The organism is Pseudomonas sp. P8_241, from assembly GCF_034008315.1.
Lineage (GTDB): Bacteria > Pseudomonadota > Gammaproteobacteria > Pseudomonadales > Pseudomonadaceae > Aquipseudomonas.
Map to the genome: position 1 here is coordinate 1,959,840 of NZ_CP125377.1, position 16,328 is coordinate 1,976,167.

Sequence of the window (16,328 nt, forward strand, 5' to 3'; positions counted from 1 at the left end):
AAGATCGCAGCTCCTACATTGAGCGCATGCAGTTTCGATTTGGCAGGCGCCGGCGAAGGGTGCGAGCTTTTGATCCTGATGGCGTAACTTGCCCCAACCTCTAGCCAATGCTAAACCTTGTACAACGAGGTTCCCCAGCGACAAGGAAGCCATGCCATGCCAGTCGTTTCAGAAATCTCCCCGGATGGGCAAAAACTGACGATATCGATCAAAGGACGATTCGATTTCGCCAAGCATCAAGAATTTCGTGAATCCTACGAAGATAAAACACTGTCAGCGGTCGTCGTCGACCTCAAGGAGGCCACCTACCTCGACAGTTCCGCATTGGGCATGTTGCTCTTGCTGCGCGACCACGCCGGCGGTGACGACTCTGACATTCAAGTGATCAACAGCACCCCGGATGTGCGAAAGATCCTCGCCATCTCCAACTTCGACAAGCTGTTCGACATCAGTTGATCCCCGTGCAGCCCTCTGAGCCGCTCACGATCCTGATCGCCGAAGACAGCGCTGCCGATCGCATGCTGTTGTCGAGCATTCTGCGTCGGCAGGGGCACGCGGTATTGACAGCCGCCGACGGTGCGCAAGCTGTCGACATCTTCCGCCAGCAGCAGCCGCATCTGGTGTTGATGGATGCCATGATGCCGGTGATGGATGGCTTCGAGGCGGCCCGGCAGATCAAGGCGTTGTCCGGGGAAAACCTGGTGCCGATCATCTTTCTCACGTCGTTGTCCGAGAGCGAGGCCCTGGCCCGCTGCCTGGAGGCGGGAGGCGACGACTTTCTGGCGAAACCCTATAACCAGGTGATCCTCGCAGCCAAGATCAAGGCGATGGATCGATTGCGACGGCTGCAGACTACGGTGCTGCAGCAGCGTGACCAGATCGCCAGGCATCACCAATACCTGCTCAACGAGCAGCGCGTGGCCAAAGCCGTGTTCGACAAGGTTGCGCACTCCGGTTGCCTGAATGCCGCTGCCAATATCCGCTATTTGCAGTCGCCCTATGCGCTGTTCAATGGCGACCTGTTACTGGCCGCCTATACCCCTTCCGGCGACATGCATGTGCTGCTCGGCGATTTCACCGGCCACGGTTTGCCCGCTGCGGTGGGTGCCATGCCCCTGGCCGAAGTCTTTTATGGCATGACGGCCAAGGGTTACGGATTCTCGCAAACCCTGCGCGAGATGAACGCCAAGCTCAAACGCATCCTGCCAGTGGACATGTTCTGTTGCGCCACTTTGCTGTGCCTGAGTATCCAGCGGCGCTCGGTGGAGGTCTGGAATGGCGGCATGCCGGACGGATACCTGCACCGCATGGCCGACGGCGAGCGAACGCCACTGACGGCACGGCATCTGCCGCTCGGGGTGCTGGGGCCGGAGTCGTTCGATGACCGGTCAGAGGTTTATCCCATGGCCATCGGCGATCGGGTTTTCCTGCTGTCCGACGGGGTGGTCGATACCTGTGATGCCAATGATCAGCTGTTTGGCGTGGAGCGCTTGCAGCAGGTGTTCGCGGCCAATCGTCAGCCAGATGCAGTGTTCGAAGAGATCGAGCAGGCACTGCGGGATTTTGGCGGTGAGTCCCGCGACGATGTGAGCATGGTCGAGATCAGTCTGCTGGAACCTGCGCAGACAAACCTGCCGGCACTGGTGTATTCCGACAGTGGCCAATCCTGTCCGCTGGATTGGTCAGCCAGCTTCGAGTTTCGCGCCGCGACGCTCAAACGCTTCAATCCGTTGCCCTATCTGTTGCAGTTGCTGCTGGAGGTGCATGGCCTGCGGGCTCAGAGCGGGGCGCTGTACAGCGTGCTGGCGGAGCTGTACTCCAATGCGCTGGAACATGGCGTGTTGGGCCTGGACTCGAGCCTGAAACGCAATGCCTCGGGTTTTGCGCGCTATTATCAAGAGCGCAGTGCACGCCTGGAGACGCTGCAGGACGGTTTCATCCGGGTGCACTTGCAGGTAAACCCCGAAGGCGAGGGCGGTCATCTGGCCATACACGTCGAGGACAGCGGCAAGGGGTTCGATGTGGCGCGGGTGATGGAGCGGCCGCTGGATGAGGTCCGTCTGTCGGGTCGCGGGGTCAGTCTGATCCGCCAATTGGGCAGAAACGCTCGTTGGACCGACGATGGACGAAGTGCCCGCGTGGAATTTTTCTGGAGCGCTCAGGCATAATCCCCGCATTCTTGATCAAGGAGTGAGCAAGTGGCTGATAAGCATCTAGATCTCGACATCTTGGCCGCGTTGCAGGAAGTCATGGAGGAGGAGTATTCGACGTTGCTGGATACTTTTCTTGCTGATTGCGAAGAGCGTTTAGACCACCTGCAAAAATCAGGCGACATTGTGCAGCTCATTGAAACCGCTCACAGCCTCAAAGGCAGCAGCGGCAACATGGGGGCCATCCATCTCGCGGCGTTATGCGGCACGCTCGAATCCAGTGCTCAGGACATGCCATCGGTGGACTTGAAAGCACTGGTCGCAGAAATTCACGATGAGTTCGCTTTCGTACGGCCCCTTTATGAAGCTGAGCTGCAGCGTTGCCTTTCGGAAATTTGAAGCCGTTTCTGCTGTTCGTCGTGTTCGAGCAAAACTGGCTCAACCCTTGCAGCTAACTCTTCCAACTGTATCTACGAGCCCCGTGCAGCGGAGACCGTTTCATGCCTGTCACCCCCAACACCTTGCTTCAGGCCGCCGCGCAGACCAAGGCGCAAACCGCGTCCGCCAATAGCCCGGCGCCGACCGTCGAGCCCGGGGGCAAGGCGGCCAGCTTCGCTCATGTGTATGCCAATCAAGCGCAGAACAAACCTTCAGCGATGGGCGATGGCTCAGCCAGGCCGATGCGCGATAAGGCGGCGGATGGCCCTGGTAAAAAAGACAGCAGCGACGACAAATCTGCCGCTGCACAGCCAGCGCTTGCCGATAACGGCAAATCTTTGCCTGCCGATCAATCGGCGCAGGCTGACGGCACGACGTCCACTGATGAGGCTCCAGAGGCAGGTCAATCTCCGGTTGCCGATGTGTTGCCCGTCGATCCAGCGCTTGATCCTGCATTGCAGGTCGCTCAAGCGATAGTGCCTGCAGCGCTGCCAGCGGAGGATGCCGCGCAGGAGGCCCCGTTAGACTCAGCGGTCTCGACTGCGGCGACGACAGCCCTTGCCGCCGACGCGGATTTCGACCCGCAAGCGGACCCGCTCGACGCATTGCCGGCGTTGCGCCTGGCGATGGAGCAGAGTGGGCATCTGTCCGCGTCCAGTCAGGCTCAGGCGAAGGGGGCGTCGACGTCAGCAGAAGCACAGGCTGACGGTGAGTTGACCTCGGCACAGAATTTCGCCACGGGCATGGCGAACATGCTGGACGTGCAGGCCGACAAGGACAGCACCAGCCAGGGTGGCGACAAGGCATTCAGCGGCTTGATCGATGACGGTCTCAAGGACCTCAAGGCTGCCACCAGCGATACCCGGGTCGACGATTTTGCCAATCGTCTGGCCGCGTTGACCCAGGCTGCCACGCCGAAAACCGCCAACGCCTTGCCGGTCAACCAGCCGATTGCCATGCACCAAAGCGGTTGGACCGAAGAGGTGGTGAATCGGGTCATGTACCTGTCCAGCGCCAATCTCAAGGCGGCTGACATTCAGTTGCAGCCTGCCGAACTTGGGCGTCTGGATATCCGGGTGAACATGGTTCCGGATCAGCAGACCCAAGTGACCTTCATGAGCGCCCATCCCGGTGTCCGTGAAGCGCTGGACAGCCAGATGCATCGCTTGCGGGACATGTTCGTGCAGCAGGGCATGGGGCAGGTTGACGTCAACGTGTCCGACCAGAATCGCGGTTCGCAGGATCAGGGGCAGAATCAGCAGGCCCGGAGCGGACGAGCTGACGCCAATGGCGGTCGACTTGACGGCGTGGACGAGAGTCTCACCCCAAGCGTCGCCGAAGTCGCCGCAACCACCACCAGCGTGATCGGCTCCAGCGCGGTTGACTACTACGCCTGACGAACACAACGCCCAACCTTGTAGGAGCGAGCTTGCTCGCGATGGACGTTAACGATGACGAGTGCCATCTGGAAAAACGCGGCGCTCTCACGTCTTTCGCGAGCAAGCTCGCTCCTACATGGCATAACACTTGCTCTTGCCTATCCGTGCGACTGTGAAAACCCGAATAGTGACGGATTATTGGCATGGCGAAGAGCGACGCAGCAGTAAAAGACCCCGCGACCAAAGGCAAACTCAAACTGATCATCGCGATCGTGGTGGCCCTGCTGCTGGCGATCGGTGTGTCCGTGGGTGCGACCTGGTACTTCATGCACAGCGCTCAGAACAAGCCGACCGCCGCCGTGGCTGAAACCGCCACCGTGGGCAAGCAGCCAGCGATTTTCGAATCGATGGCGCCCGCTTTCGTGGCCAACTTCAACCAGAACGGTCGTCAGCGCTACATGCAGGTGAGCATCACCATGCTCGGCCGCAATCAGGCTGATCTGGACGCGCTCAAGGTCCACATGCCGGTGATCCGCAATAACCTGGTGATGCTGTTCTCCGGTCAGGATTTCTCGACCCTCGCCTCGCCGGTCGGTCAGGAAATGCTGCGTCAGAAAGCCACGGCCAGCGTCCAGGAAGTGGCGCAGAAAGAGCTGGGCAAAGTGGTGATCGAACAGTTGCTTTTCACTAATTTCGTACTGCAGTAGGAACACGACATGGCCGTGCAGGACCTGCTGTCCCAGGATGAGATCGATGCGCTGTTGCATGGCGTCGACGATGGTCTGGTACAGACCGAAAACGCTGCCGAACCCGGCACCGTCAAAAGCTATGACCTGACCAGCCAGGATCGCATCGTCCGTGGACGCATGCCGACGCTGGAAATGATCAACGAACGTTTCGCCCGCTATACGCGCATCAGCATGTTCAACATGTTGCGCCGCTCGGCGGACGTGGCGGTCGGTGGTGTGCAGGTGATGAAGTTCGGCGAATACGTGCACTCGCTGTACGTGCCGACCAGCCTCAATCTGGTCAAGATCAAACCCCTGCGCGGCACTGCGCTGTTCATTCTGGACGCCAAGCTGGTGTTCAAACTGGTGGACAACTTCTTCGGCGGCGATGGCCGCCACGCGAAGATCGAAGGTCGTGAGTTCACGCCGACCGAGCTGCGTGTGGTGCGCATGGTGCTGGAGCAGGCGTTCGTCGATCTGAAGGAAGCCTGGCAGGCGATCATGGAAGTGAACTTCGAGTACATCAACTCGGAAGTGAACCCGGCCATGGCCAACATCGTCGGCCCGAGCGAAGCCATTGTGGTGTCGACCTTCCACATCGAACTCGATGGTGGTGGCGGTGACCTGCACGTGACCATGCCGTACTCGATGATCGAGCCGGTGCGCGAAATGCTCGACGCCGGCTTTCAGTCCGACCTCGATGATCAGGACGAGCGCTGGGTCAACGCCCTGCGCCAGGACGTGCTGGACGTCGATGTGCCAATCGGCGCCACCGTGGCTCGTCGTCAGCTCAAGCTGCGCGACATCCTGCACATGCAGCCGGGGGACATCATCCCGGTCGACATGCCGGAAGACATGGTCATGCGCGCCAATGGCGTACCGGCCTTCAAGGTCAAGATGGGGTCGCACAAAGGCAACCTGGCGTTGCAAGTGATCGAGCCGATCGAGCGCCGTTGAGCGGTGCTTCTTACACATTCGCAGTTAACCGAATTCTGATTTTTTGCTCGCCGAGGACACTGACAATATGAACACCCAAGACGACCAGGCTCTGGCCGACGAGTGGGCGGCAGCCCTGGAAGAAACCGGTGACGCGCAGGCCGATATCGATGCCTTGCTGGCAGCCGATGCCGGGCTTTCGTCGTCCAACCGTCTGCCAATGGAAGAGTTTGGCAGCGTGCCGAAAAACAACGAGCCGGTCAGTCTCGAAGGTCCGAACCTGGACGTGATCCTGGATATCCCGGTATCGATTTCCATGGAAGTGGGCAGCACCGACATCAACATCCGCAACCTGCTGCAACTCAACCAGGGCTCGGTGATCGAGCTCGATCGTCTGGCCGGTGAGCCGTTGGACGTGCTGGTCAACGGCACCCTGATCGCCCATGGCGAAGTCGTAGTGGTCAACGAGAAGTTCGGCATCCGCCTGACCGACGTGATCAGCCCAAGCGAACGCATCAAGAAGCTGCGCTGAGTGAAAAAGGTTCTGGGAGTTCTTCTGGCCTTGCCGATGAGCGCGCTGGCGGCCGAGCCGGTCGCTACGGCCACCGCCGCAGCTGCGCCGACGGTCAACAGCGGTGTGGCCGGGCAACTCACGCAATTGGTGTTTGGATTGCTGTTGGTGCTGGGGCTGATCTTCTTCCTGGCCTGGCTGCTGCGCCGGGTGCAACAGGCCGGACCGGCCGGTAAAGGCCAGGTCATCGAACTGATCGGTTCCCGCGCCCTGGGTCCGCGTGACCGGCTGATGCTGGTACAGGTCGGCAACGAGCAGATTCTGCTTGGCCTGAGCCCCGGCACCATCACCGCGCTGCACGTGCTCAAAGAACCGGTGAAAGTGCCGGACGGGACTGAAAAAACGACTCCGGAATTTGCCCAGCGCCTGCTGGAGATCCTGGGCAAAGATCACAAGGATAAGAAGTAATGGGTGCGTTACGCATCGTCCTGACGCTGGCCCTGATGCTGGCTGCGCCGCTGGCGTTCGCCGCCGATCCATTGTCGATCCCGGCGATCACGTTGGGAACCAACGCCGAAGGCGCTCAGGAGTACTCGGTCAGCCTGCAAATCCTGCTGATCATGACCGCGCTGAGTTTCATCCCGGCGTTCGTCATGCTGATGACCAGTTTCACCCGGATCATCATCGTCTTCTCGATCCTGCGTCAGGCCCTTGGCCTGCAGCAGACGCCGTCGAACCAGATCCTCACGGGCATGGCACTGTTCCTGACGCTGTTCATCATGGCGCCGGTCTTCGATAGGGTGAACCAGGACGCCTTGCAGCCTTACCTGGCGGAAAAACTCACGGCGCAGGATGCCGTCGCCAAGGCCCAGGTGCCGATCAAGGACTTCATGCTCGCCCAGACCCGCAGCAGTGATCTGGAGTTGTTCATGCGTCTGTCCAAACGCACCGACATTGCCACGCCGGACCAGGCGCCGTTGACCATCCTGGTGCCGGCTTTCGTGACGTCCGAACTGAAGACCGCTTTCCAGATCGGCTTCATGATCTTCATTCCGTTTCTGATCATCGACCTGGTCGTGGCCAGTGTGCTGATGGCGATGGGTATGATGATGCTCTCGCCGCTGATCATTTCCCTGCCGTTCAAGATCATGCTGTTCGTGCTGGTGGATGGCTGGGCGTTGATCATTGGTACATTGGCCAGCAGTTTCGGCGGTGTCTCGCCATGACGCCTGAAGTTGCGGTCGATATCTTTCGCGAAGCGCTGTGGCTGACCACCATGATGGTGGCGGTGCTGGTGATTCCGAGTCTGCTCGTGGGGTTGCTGGTGGCGATGTTCCAGGCCGCCACCCAGATCAACGAACAGACCTTGAGTTTTCTGCCGCGCCTGTTGGTGATGCTGGTGACGCTGATCGTCGCCGGACCCTGGCTGGTGCAGACCTTCATGGAATACATCATCCAGCTGTACCACAACATTCCGATGGTCATCGGCTAAGCCATGCCTTCCCTGCTTCAGCTGACCGACACTCAGATCAGCACCTGGGTCGCGACCTTCATGCTGCCGCTGTTTCGCATCGGCGCATTGCTGATGGTGATGCCGGTGTTCGGCACCTCGCTGGTGCCCAAACGCATCCGTCTTTATTTCGCCCTGGCCATTACTGTGGTCATTGCTCCCAACCTGCCGCCCATGCCACCGGTGAACGCACTGGATTTGAGCGGATTGTTGCTGATCGCCGAGCAGATTCTCGTCGGTGCGATCCTGGGGTTCTCTCTGCAACTGTTTTTCCAGGCGTTCGTGGTGGCGGGGCAGATCGTCGCGATCCAGATGGGCATGGGCTTCGCCTCGATGGTCGACCCCACCAACGGCGTGTCGGTGGCGGTGATCGGGCAGTTCTTCACGATGCTGGTGACGCTGATGTTCCTGGCGATGAACGGCCATCTGGTGGTGTTCGAAGTTCTGACCGAAAGCTTCACTACGTTGCCGGTCGGGAGCGGCTTGATGGTCAATCATTACTGGGAACTGGCCGGCAAACTGGGCTGGGTGCTGGGCGCGGCACTGTTGCTGGTGTTGCCGGCGATCACCGCGTTGCTGGTGGTCAACATCGCCTTCGGCGTGATGACACGCGCGGCGCCGCAACTGAATATTTTCTCCATCGGCTTCCCGCTGACTCTGGTGCTCGGCCTGTTCATCGTCTGGGTCGGTCTGGCGGACATCCTCAATCAGTATCAGCCGCTGGCCACCGAGGCCCTGCAGTTTTTACGCGAACTGGCGAAGGCGCGCTGAGTCATGGCTGAGAGCGAAAGCGGTCAGGACAAGACAGAAGACCCCACGGAGAAAAAGAAAAAGGACGCCCGTGAAAAGGGTGAGATTGCCCGTTCCAAGGAGCTTAATACGCTGGCGATCATGCTCGCCGGTTCCGGCGCATTGCTGGTGTTCGGCGGGGCGCTGGCCCAGGAATTGATGGACCTGATGCGCCTGAATTTCACCCTGTCGCGGGAGGTGCTGCTGGATCCGCGTTCCATGGGTAGCTACCTGCTGCACTCGGGGCAGATTGCCTTGCTGGCGATTCAACCGGTGATGATTACCTTGCTGCTGGCCGCTTTGATCGGCCCGATTTCCCTCGGTGGCTGGCTGTTTTCCGCAGGCACCATGGCGCCCAAGTTCAGCCGGATGAACCCCGGCGCCGGGCTCAAGCGAATGTTCTCGGCCAAAGCCGTGGCCGAATTGCTCAAAGCCCTGGCAAAGTTTTTCATCGTGCTGTTCGTGGCCCTGCTGGTGCTGTCGGCGGACATCGACGACTTGCTGCGCATCGCCCATGAACCGCTGGATCGCGCGATCATTCACAGCCTGCAAGTGGTCGGCTGGAGCACGCTGTGGATGGCTTGCGGGCTGTTCATCATTGCCGCTGTCGACGTGCCGATCCAGATCTGGGAAAGCATCAAGAAACTCAAGATGACCAAGCAGGAAGTGCGTGACGAGCACAAGGATCAGGAGGGGCGGCCAGAGGTCAAGCAGCGGATTCGCCAGTTGCAGCGTGAAATGTCCCAGCGCCGGATGATGGCGGCGGTTCCCGACGCCGACGTGGTCATTACCAACCCGACCCATTACGCGGTAGCGCTCAAGTACGATCCGGACAAGGGTGGGGCGCCCATGCTGATCGCCAAGGGCAGCGATTTCCTGGCCCTGAAAATTCGCGAGATTGCCACGGCCAACGAGATTCTGCTGCTGGAGTCACCAGCGCTGGCGCGGTCGATTTACTACTCCACGGAGTTGGAGCAGGAAATTCCCGGCGGGCTCTATCTCGCGGTTGCCCAGGTATTGGCTTACGTCTATCAGATCCGCCAGTACCGCGCGGGTAAAGGTAAACGACCTGATCCGCTCAAGGATGACTTGCCGATTCCGCCGGACCTGCGCCGCGATTCCTGAGGTCTGCAGTGCTTGTGCCGACGCCTTCGCTGGCAAGCCAGCTCCTACAGGGTTGTGTTGATTGCGTTGGATGTTGCGTAGATCTTGCCCACGCTTTCTGTAGGAGCCGGCTAGCCGGCGAAGGCGTCTGTTCAGGCAAAGAAAATCGCGGTTAAACCTCTCTATTTCAACCTCCCGCAAAAGTTGGAAAGCTTCTTGCAGTAGCCGCCCTGCGCCCGCTTCAGGCGTCAATGTTTTGCTTCAAAGGAACGGGGAATACCGGTGGATCGCTCTCAGTTAATCAGCGCAGCTCGCACAAACGTCGCCGACCTCAGTCGGGGCAATTTGGGTGTGCCGCTGTTGCTGCTGGTCATGCTGGCGATGATGATGTTGCCGATACCGCCGTTCCTGCTCGACGTGTTCTTCACGTTCAACATTGCGTTGTCGATTGTGGTCTTGCTGGTTTGCGTATACGCCCTGCGACCGCTTGATTTTGCGGTGTTCCCGACCATTCTGCTGGTGGCGACGCTGTTGCGCCTGGCGTTGAACGTGGCGTCCACGCGGGTGGTGATGCTCCACGGGCAGGATGGCCATGCGGCCGCCGGCAAGGTGATTCAGGCCTTCGGTGAGGTGGTGATCGGCGGCAACTATGTCGTGGGTATCGTGGTCTTCGCGATCCTGATGATCATCAACTTCGTCGTGGTGACCAAGGGTGCCGGGCGGATTTCCGAGGTGAGCGCGCGTTTCACCCTCGATGCGATGCCCGGCAAACAGATGGCGATCGACGCCGACCTCAACGCCGGCCTGATCGATCAGGCGCAGGCCAAGGCCCGTCGTTCGGAAGTCGCCCAGGAAGCCGAGTTCTACGGTTCCATGGACGGTGCCAGCAAGTTCGTGCGCGGTGATGCCATCGCCGGCTTGCTGATTCTGTTCATCAACCTGATCGGCGGCATGGCGGTCGGTATCTTCCAGCACGGCATGTCCTTCGGCGACGCCGGCAAGGTGTATGCGCTGCTGACCATCGGTGACGGTTTGGTGGCGCAATTGCCATCACTGTTGTTGTCCACGGCGGCCGCCATCATGGTGACCCGTGCTTCCGGTTCGGAAGACATGGGCAAACAGATCAATCGCCAGATGTTCGCCTCGCCCAAGGCGTTGGCGGTATCGGCGGGTTTGATGGCGGTCATGGGGCTCGTCCCCGGCATGCCGCACTTTTCCTTCCTGAGCATGGCAGCCCTTGCGGCGGGCGGTGCCTATCTGTTCTGGAAGAAGCAGAACGGTGCCAAGGTGCAGGCGCTGCAAGAGATCAAACGCCAGCAGGAATTGCTGCCATCGCCAGCGCGGGCCCAGGAAACCAAAGAGCTTGGTTGGGACGATGTGACGCCTATCGACATGATCGGCCTGGAAGTGGGTTACCGCCTGATTCCACTGGTGGATCGCAACCAGGGCGGTCAGCTGCTCGCACGGATCAAGGGCGTGCGCAAGAAGCTGTCCCAGGACCTGGGTTTCCTTATGCCGACTGTGCATATTCGCGACAACCTCGACCTGGCGCCGAGTGCCTATCGCCTGACGTTGATGGGGGTGATCCTGGCGGAAGCGGAAATTTACCCGGATCGCGAATTGGCGATCAATCCGGGGCAGGTCTATGGCACGCTCAACGGTATTACCGCCAAAGACCCGGCTTTTGGCCTGGAGGCGGTCTGGATCGAAATCAGCCAGCGTGCGCAAGCGCAATCGTTAGGGTATACAGTGGTCGATGCCAGTACTGTAGTGGCCACCCACTTGAACCAGATTCTCTACAAGCATTCCAGTGAGCTGATCGGCCACGAAGAAGTGCAGCAGCTCATGCAATTGTTGGCCCGCAGCTCGCCAAAACTGGCCGAAGAGCTGGTGCCGGGAGTGGTGTCGCTGTCGCAACTGCTCAAGGTGTTGCAAGCGTTGTTGGCTGAACAGGTGCCGGTACGCGACATCCGCAGCATTGCCGAAGCCATCGCCAATAATGCGGCCAAGAGTCAAGATACCGCCGCCCTGGTGGCTGCGGTGCGTGTCGGTGTCTCTCGCGCCATCGTCCAAAGCATTGTAGGCACTGACTCCGAGCTTCCGGTGATCACGCTGGAGCCAAGGTTGGAACAGATATTGCTCAATAGTCTGCAGAAGGCAGGGCAGGGCTCGGAAGAGGGGGTTCTGCTGGAGCCAAGCATGGCTGAAAAGCTGCAGCGCTCGTTGATCGATGCAGCGCAGCGCCAGGAGATGCAAGGTCAACCGGTGATTCTGCTGGTAGCCGGTCCGGTTCGCGCGATGCTCTCGCGATTTGGCCGGCTCGCAGTCCCGGGTTTGCACGTGTTGGCTTATCAGGAAATCCCTGACAACAAGCAAGTGACCATCGTTGCGACAGTAGGGCCCAACGGCTGAGGTAGTGGTTTATGCAAGTTAAGCGTTTTTTCGCCGCCGATATGCGTCAGGCCATGAAGCTGGTTCGTGATGAGCTGGGCGCTGATGCTGCGATCATCGGCAACCGCCGAATCGCCGGCGGCGTCGAGCTGACTGCCGCGCTGGATTACAAGTTGTCGGCGCTGGCGCCGCGTGTGCCGAACCTCGAGCTCGAGGATGAGCTGCGCAAGACCCAGTCGCGGATCGTCACCGCCCAGGCCGAACTGAGCCTGCGCAGCGAAGGCGAGCGCGACGACAGCACCAACCTTCAGTTGTTCGCCGGCTTGCCGCTGACCGCTGCCGAGCCGTTGATTGAACCGACACTGGCCGAGCCTCGTCACCCTGCACCAGCGCCTGCTCCAGCAGCCGGTATCGATGCTCGGGTGTTCGACTCGATGCGGTTTGAGCTCAACAGTCTGCGTGAATTGATGGAAGTACAGCTCGGCTCGCTGGCGTGGAATCAGCTGCAAGGCAGCAGCCCGGGCCAGGCGAACCTGTGGCGGCGTCTGCAGCGCATTGGCCTGTCCGGCCCGTTGTCGCGTGATCTGCTGGCCATGATTACTGAAATTCAGGAGCCTCGTCAGGCCTGGCGCATGTTGCTGGCGCACCTGGCGCGAATGATCGTGACGCCGGAAATCGAGCCTCTGGAAGAAGGTGGCGTGATTGCCATGGTCGGCCCGGCCGGCATGGGCAAGACCACCACTCTGGCCAAGCTGGCAGCCCGCTACGTGCTCAAATACGGCGCGCAGAACATTGCGCTGGTCAGCATGGACAGTTTTCGCATCGGCGCCCAGGAGCAGCTGCGCACGCTTGGCCGCATCCTCAATGTACCGGTAACCCATGTCGATCCGGGGCAGTCCCTGGTGCAGGCGCTGGAGCCTCTGATGCGCAAGCGTGTGGTGCTGATCGATACCGCAGGCCTTCAGGCCAGCGACCCGGCGCTGCGCATGCAGCTTGAAAGCCTGGCTGGCCGTGGCATCCGCTCAAAAAATTATCTGGTCCTGGCAACCACTAGCCAAAAACAGGTTCTAACCGCCGCTTATCATAGTTACAAGCGCTGCGGGCTCGCTGGCTGCATCCTGACTAAACTGGATGAAACGGCAAGTCTGGGCGAAGTGTTGAGTCTAGCCATCAGCCATGAATTGCCGGTCGCGTATCTGACCGATGGCCCGCGGATTCCGGATGATTTGCATCTGCCGCGTCGTCATCAACTGGTCAGTCGCGCCGTTAGCGTGCAAATGCAGGAAGAACCCAGCGAAGAAGCCATGGCTGACATGTTCGCTGACATCTACCACAGCCCCACCAAGCAGGTAGGCTGAGGTGAAAATGAATAGTTTTTGTACCTACATCGATGGTCTGCCATGCATTGTTCCGTTTGTGAACGCGCAGCCAGTAATGTGGCCTCCGTCTATGCAAGACAAGGTAATGGAATAACATGGGCAGCATGCATCCTGTACAGGTGATCGCGGTGACCGGCGGCAAAGGTGGCGTCGGGAAAACTAATGTGTCAGTGAACTTGTCGCTGGCCTTGGCGGAACTAGGCCGGCGCGTCATGTTGCTGGACGCCGACCTGGGGCTGGCGAACGTCGACGTTCTGCTGGGCCTGACACCCAAACGTACCCTGGCCGACGTGATCGAAGGCCGCTGCGAGCTGCGCGACGTTCTGTTGCAGGGCCCCGGTGGCATTCGCATCGTTCCGGCGGCGTCCGGCACCCAGAGCATGGTTCACTTGAGCCCGGCTCAACACGCCGGCCTGATCCAGGCATTCAGTGATATCGGCGACAATCTCGATGTGCTGGTGATCGATACCGCCGCCGGTATCGGTGAGTCGGTCGTCAGCTTCGTTCGCGCCGCTCAGGAAGTGTTGCTGGTGGTCTGCGACGAGCCGACATCCATCACCGATGCCTACGCCTTGATCAAGTTGCTCAACCGCGACTACGGCATGAACCGTTTCCGCGTCCTGGCCAACATGGCCCAGAGTCCGCAGGAAGGGCGCAACCTGTTCGCCAAGTTGACCAAGGTCACCGACCGCTTCCTCGACGTCGCGCTGCAATACGTCGGCGCCGTGCCTTATGACGAAAGCGTGCGCAAGGCTGTGCAGAAGCAACGCGCCGTATATGAAGCCTTCCCGCGTTCCAAATGCTCGCTGGCGTTCAAGGCGATCGCGCAGAAGGTCGACACCTGGCCGCTGCCCGCCAACCCGCGTGGGCACCTGGAGTTTTTCGTCGAGCGCCTCGTGCAACAAACGGCAGGACCGGTGTTATGACCGCCAGCGGCTACAACCTCTACAAGCAATCGGCCCGCGATGCGCAGTACGAGCTGATCGAGCGTTACGCGCCGCTGGTCAAACGCATTGCCTACCACTTGCTGGCGCGTCTGCCGGCCAGTGTCCAGGTCGAAGACTTGATCCAGGCCGGGATGATCGGTCTGCTTGAAGTCTCGACCAAATACGACGCCAGCAAAGGCGCCAGTTTCGAGACGTACGCGGGCATACGAATCCGCGGCGCGATGCTCGATGAAGTGCGCAAGGGAGACTGGGCACCCCGTTCGGTTCACCGCAATACGCGCATGGTCAGCGACGCGATTCGCTCGATTGAAGCTAAAACCGGCCGTGACGCTAAAGATCACGAGGTTGCGGCCGAACTCCAATTGAGTCTCGATGATTATTACGGAATTTTGAACGACACCCTGGGTAGCCGGTTATTCAGTTTCGACGACCTGTTGCAGGACGGCGAACATGAGGGGCTGCACGAGGATGGCGCGAGTGCTCATCTCGAGCCGTCTCGCGATCTGGAAGATGAACGCTTCCAGGCAGCGCTGGCGGACGCGATTGCCAATTTGCCGGAGCGTGAGCGACTGGTGTTGGCGCTGTACTACGACGAAGAGTTGAATCTCAAGGAAATCGGGGAGGTCCTGGGGGTCAGCGAATCTCGGGTCAGCCAGTTACACAGCCAGTGCGCGGCCCGTTTGCGGGGGCGTTTGGGGGAGTGGCGAGCGCGCTGAAGGCAGTGTGGGGACACTGCGAATGGAGCTGGTGTGGCGTTGAACTGCACCGGTCTCGATCTGTTGTGCTCCAGACAGTCATTGAGTGCTTTGCCGGATTGAATGAAATGGCGCGTCCAGGTGCTGGGCGCGTTTAAGACTGCTTGGAGGTCGAATTGGACAAGAACATGAAAATCCTCATCGTTGATGACTTCTCAACGATGCGGCGGATCATCAAGAACCTGCTGCGTGACCTTGGGTTCACCAACACCGTCGAGGCCGATGATGGCACTACCGCCATTCCGGTGCTCAACAGCGGAAGCATCGACTTTCTGGTAACGGACTGGAACATGCCGGGCATGACCGGCATCGATCTGCTGCGCCACGTGCGTGCCGATGAAAAGCTCAAGCACCTGCCGGTGTTGATGGTAACCGCTGAAGCCAAGCGTGAGCAGATCATCGAAGCGGCCCAGGCCGGCGTTAACGGCTATGTGGTCAAACCCTTCACAGCCCAGGCGTTGAAAGAAAAAATCGAGAAGATTTTCGAACGCATCGGTTGAACGGCGCCACGGGGGAGCTATGGGGAATAACGAATCTTCATTGGGCGATTTTGAATCGACCCTGAAAAAACACGCCGTCGAATTGGTCGCAAGCCTTGAAAAAGGCAAGTTCGGCGACGCTGTGCAATTGATCCATGAGCTCAATCAGACCCGTGATCGCGGCCTGTATCAGGAGGTGGGCAAGCTCACCCGCGAGCTGCATAGCGCGATCGTCAATTTTCAGATTGACCCGCACATGCCGCAAGCCGCAGAAGTGTCCCAGATCACCGACGCCGCCGAGCGTCTGGGCTACGTTGTGAAGCTGACCGAAGCCGCGGCCAATCGCACCATGGACCTGGTCGAAAGCGCCACGCCACTGGTCAACAGCCTGGGTGATGAAGCCCAGGCCTTGAGCACGGACTGGGGGCGCTTCATGCGTCGCGAAGTCGGGGCCGAAGAATTTCGCGAGCTGGCACGACGGGTCGACGGTTTTCTGTCGCGCAGCAGTGTCGATAGTCGTGCGGTGTCGAGCAACCTTAACGACATCCTGCTCGCCCAGGATTACCAGGACCTCACGGGGCAGGTGATCAAGCGCGTGACCCAGTTGGTCACCGAAGTTGAAAGCAACTTGCTCAAGCTCGTGCTGATGGCCAGTCAGGTGGACCGCTTTGCGGGCATCGAACATGACCGTGCCGCGATGCTTGCAGAAAAAGATCCACAAAAACATCTCTCTCAGGGTGAAGGTCCGCAGATTCATGCCGATAAAAGAGAAGACGTTGTGTCCGGTCAGGACGATGTGGACGATTTGTTATCCAGCCTAGGGTTCTAGCGT

18 protein-coding genes are annotated in these 16,328 nt (G+C 59.7%); all 18 read left to right on the forward strand.

Annotated elements, in window-relative coordinates:
- Nucleotides 1–156 precede the first annotated feature (156 nt).
- Entirely contained in the window at nucleotides 157–456 is a 300-nt protein-coding gene (locus tag QMK58_RS08885) for an STAS domain-containing protein (RefSeq protein ID WP_053156606.1), read from the forward strand.
- 5 nt (nucleotides 457–461) lie between these two features.
- Nucleotides 462–2,168, forward strand: coding sequence for a fused response regulator/phosphatase (locus tag QMK58_RS08890; RefSeq protein ID WP_053156608.1), 1,707 nt, complete (start codon nucleotides 462–464; stop codon nucleotides 2,166–2,168).
- Nucleotides 2,169–2,198: 30 nt separating this feature from the next.
- Nucleotides 2,199–2,549, forward strand: coding sequence for an Hpt domain-containing protein (locus tag QMK58_RS08895; protein WP_320396162.1), 351 nt, complete (start codon nucleotides 2,199–2,201; stop codon nucleotides 2,547–2,549).
- A gap of 101 nt (nucleotides 2,550–2,650) precedes the next feature.
- Nucleotides 2,651–3,985, forward strand: coding sequence for a flagellar hook-length control protein FliK (locus QMK58_RS08900; RefSeq protein WP_053156612.1), 1,335 nt, complete (start codon nucleotides 2,651–2,653; stop codon nucleotides 3,983–3,985).
- Between the two features lie 185 nt (nucleotides 3,986–4,170).
- On the forward strand, nucleotides 4,171–4,674 hold the full coding sequence (gene fliL, locus QMK58_RS08905) for a flagellar basal body-associated protein FliL (protein WP_320396163.1): 504 nt from the start codon (nucleotides 4,171–4,173) through the stop codon (nucleotides 4,672–4,674).
- Between the two features lie 9 nt (nucleotides 4,675–4,683).
- Nucleotides 4,684–5,652 carry a flagellar motor switch protein FliM gene (gene fliM / locus QMK58_RS08910; RefSeq protein WP_053156617.1) on the forward strand — a complete coding sequence of 323 codons (969 nt, stop codon included), beginning with the start codon at nucleotides 4,684–4,686 and terminating at the stop codon, nucleotides 5,650–5,652.
- Nucleotides 5,653–5,719: 67 nt separating this feature from the next.
- Nucleotides 5,720–6,163: a flagellar motor switch protein FliN gene (fliN, locus tag QMK58_RS08915; RefSeq protein WP_053156620.1), complete on the forward strand. Its 444-nt coding sequence runs from the start codon at nucleotides 5,720–5,722 to the stop codon at nucleotides 6,161–6,163.
- Nucleotides 6,164–6,610, forward strand: coding sequence for a flagellar biosynthetic protein FliO (fliO, locus tag QMK58_RS08920; RefSeq protein ID WP_320396164.1), 447 nt, complete (start codon nucleotides 6,164–6,166; stop codon nucleotides 6,608–6,610).
- Nucleotides 6,610–7,368 (forward strand): flagellar type III secretion system pore protein FliP, encoded by a 759-nt coding sequence (fliP, locus tag QMK58_RS08925; RefSeq protein ID WP_053156624.1) that lies wholly within the window; start codon nucleotides 6,610–6,612, stop codon nucleotides 7,366–7,368. Before fliO ends, fliP begins: the two co-directional genes overlap by 1 nt.
- Nucleotides 7,365–7,634, forward strand: coding sequence for a flagellar biosynthesis protein FliQ (gene fliQ, locus QMK58_RS08930; protein ID WP_008077662.1), 270 nt, complete (start codon nucleotides 7,365–7,367; stop codon nucleotides 7,632–7,634). The genes fliP and fliQ overlap by 4 nt, the downstream gene beginning before the upstream one ends.
- 3 nt (nucleotides 7,635–7,637) lie before the next feature.
- Complete coding sequence (gene fliR / locus QMK58_RS08935) at nucleotides 7,638–8,423, forward strand: flagellar biosynthetic protein FliR (RefSeq protein WP_053156627.1); 786 nt, start codon at nucleotides 7,638–7,640, stop codon at nucleotides 8,421–8,423.
- A gap of 3 nt (nucleotides 8,424–8,426) precedes the next feature.
- Nucleotides 8,427–9,566, forward strand: a complete 1,140-nt coding sequence (gene flhB, locus QMK58_RS08940) for a flagellar biosynthesis protein FlhB (protein WP_053156630.1) — start codon at nucleotides 8,427–8,429, stop codon at nucleotides 9,564–9,566.
- A 261-nt stretch (nucleotides 9,567–9,827) separates the two neighbouring features.
- Nucleotides 9,828–11,957: a flagellar biosynthesis protein FlhA gene (flhA, locus tag QMK58_RS08945; protein WP_053156633.1), complete on the forward strand. Its 2,130-nt coding sequence runs from the start codon at nucleotides 9,828–9,830 to the stop codon at nucleotides 11,955–11,957.
- 11 nt (nucleotides 11,958–11,968) lie between these two features.
- Complete coding sequence (gene flhF / locus QMK58_RS08950; protein ID WP_053156636.1) at nucleotides 11,969–13,294, forward strand: flagellar biosynthesis protein FlhF; 1,326 nt, start codon at nucleotides 11,969–11,971, stop codon at nucleotides 13,292–13,294.
- A 116-nt stretch (nucleotides 13,295–13,410) separates the two neighbouring features.
- A complete protein-coding gene (gene fleN / locus QMK58_RS08955) occupies nucleotides 13,411–14,241 on the forward strand; it encodes a flagellar synthesis regulator FleN (RefSeq protein ID WP_007975361.1) in 831 nt (276 codons plus the stop codon).
- Nucleotides 14,238–14,978: an RNA polymerase sigma factor FliA gene (gene fliA, locus QMK58_RS08960; protein ID WP_018925059.1), complete on the forward strand. Its 741-nt coding sequence runs from the start codon at nucleotides 14,238–14,240 to the stop codon at nucleotides 14,976–14,978. The genes fleN and fliA overlap by 4 nt, the downstream gene beginning before the upstream one ends.
- A gap of 167 nt (nucleotides 14,979–15,145) precedes the next feature.
- Nucleotides 15,146–15,517 (forward strand): chemotaxis response regulator CheY, encoded by a 372-nt coding sequence (locus QMK58_RS08965; protein ID WP_003183998.1) that lies wholly within the window; start codon nucleotides 15,146–15,148, stop codon nucleotides 15,515–15,517.
- A 19-nt stretch (nucleotides 15,518–15,536) separates the two neighbouring features.
- On the forward strand, nucleotides 15,537–16,325 hold the full coding sequence (locus QMK58_RS08970; RefSeq protein ID WP_053156640.1) for a protein phosphatase CheZ: 789 nt from the start codon (nucleotides 15,537–15,539) through the stop codon (nucleotides 16,323–16,325).
- Nucleotides 16,326–16,328 lie beyond the last annotated feature (3 nt).

Coding starts and splice junctions, on each gene's coding strand:
- QMK58_RS08885 (WP_053156606.1), top strand. CDS start 157: ATGCCAGTCGTTTCAGAAATCTCCCCGGATGGGCAAAAACTGACGATA.
- QMK58_RS08900 (WP_053156612.1), top strand. CDS start 2,651: ATGCCTGTCACCCCCAACACCTTGCTTCAGGCCGCCGCGCAGACCAAG.
- fliL (WP_320396163.1), top strand. CDS start 4,171: ATGGCGAAGAGCGACGCAGCAGTAAAAGACCCCGCGACCAAAGGCAAA.
- fliM (WP_053156617.1), top strand. CDS start 4,684: ATGGCCGTGCAGGACCTGCTGTCCCAGGATGAGATCGATGCGCTGTTG.
- fliN (WP_053156620.1), top strand. CDS start 5,720: ATGAACACCCAAGACGACCAGGCTCTGGCCGACGAGTGGGCGGCAGCC.
- fliP (WP_053156624.1), top strand. CDS start 6,610: ATGGGTGCGTTACGCATCGTCCTGACGCTGGCCCTGATGCTGGCTGCG.
- fliQ (WP_008077662.1), top strand. CDS start 7,365: ATGACGCCTGAAGTTGCGGTCGATATCTTTCGCGAAGCGCTGTGGCTG.
- fliR (WP_053156627.1), top strand. CDS start 7,638: ATGCCTTCCCTGCTTCAGCTGACCGACACTCAGATCAGCACCTGGGTC.
- flhB (WP_053156630.1), top strand. CDS start 8,427: ATGGCTGAGAGCGAAAGCGGTCAGGACAAGACAGAAGACCCCACGGAG.
- flhF (WP_053156636.1), top strand. CDS start 11,969: ATGCAAGTTAAGCGTTTTTTCGCCGCCGATATGCGTCAGGCCATGAAG.
- fleN (WP_007975361.1), top strand. CDS start 13,411: ATGGGCAGCATGCATCCTGTACAGGTGATCGCGGTGACCGGCGGCAAA.
- fliA (WP_018925059.1), top strand. CDS start 14,238: ATGACCGCCAGCGGCTACAACCTCTACAAGCAATCGGCCCGCGATGCG.
- QMK58_RS08965 (WP_003183998.1), top strand. CDS start 15,146: ATGAAAATCCTCATCGTTGATGACTTCTCAACGATGCGGCGGATCATC.
- QMK58_RS08970 (WP_053156640.1), top strand. CDS start 15,537: ATGGGGAATAACGAATCTTCATTGGGCGATTTTGAATCGACCCTGAAA.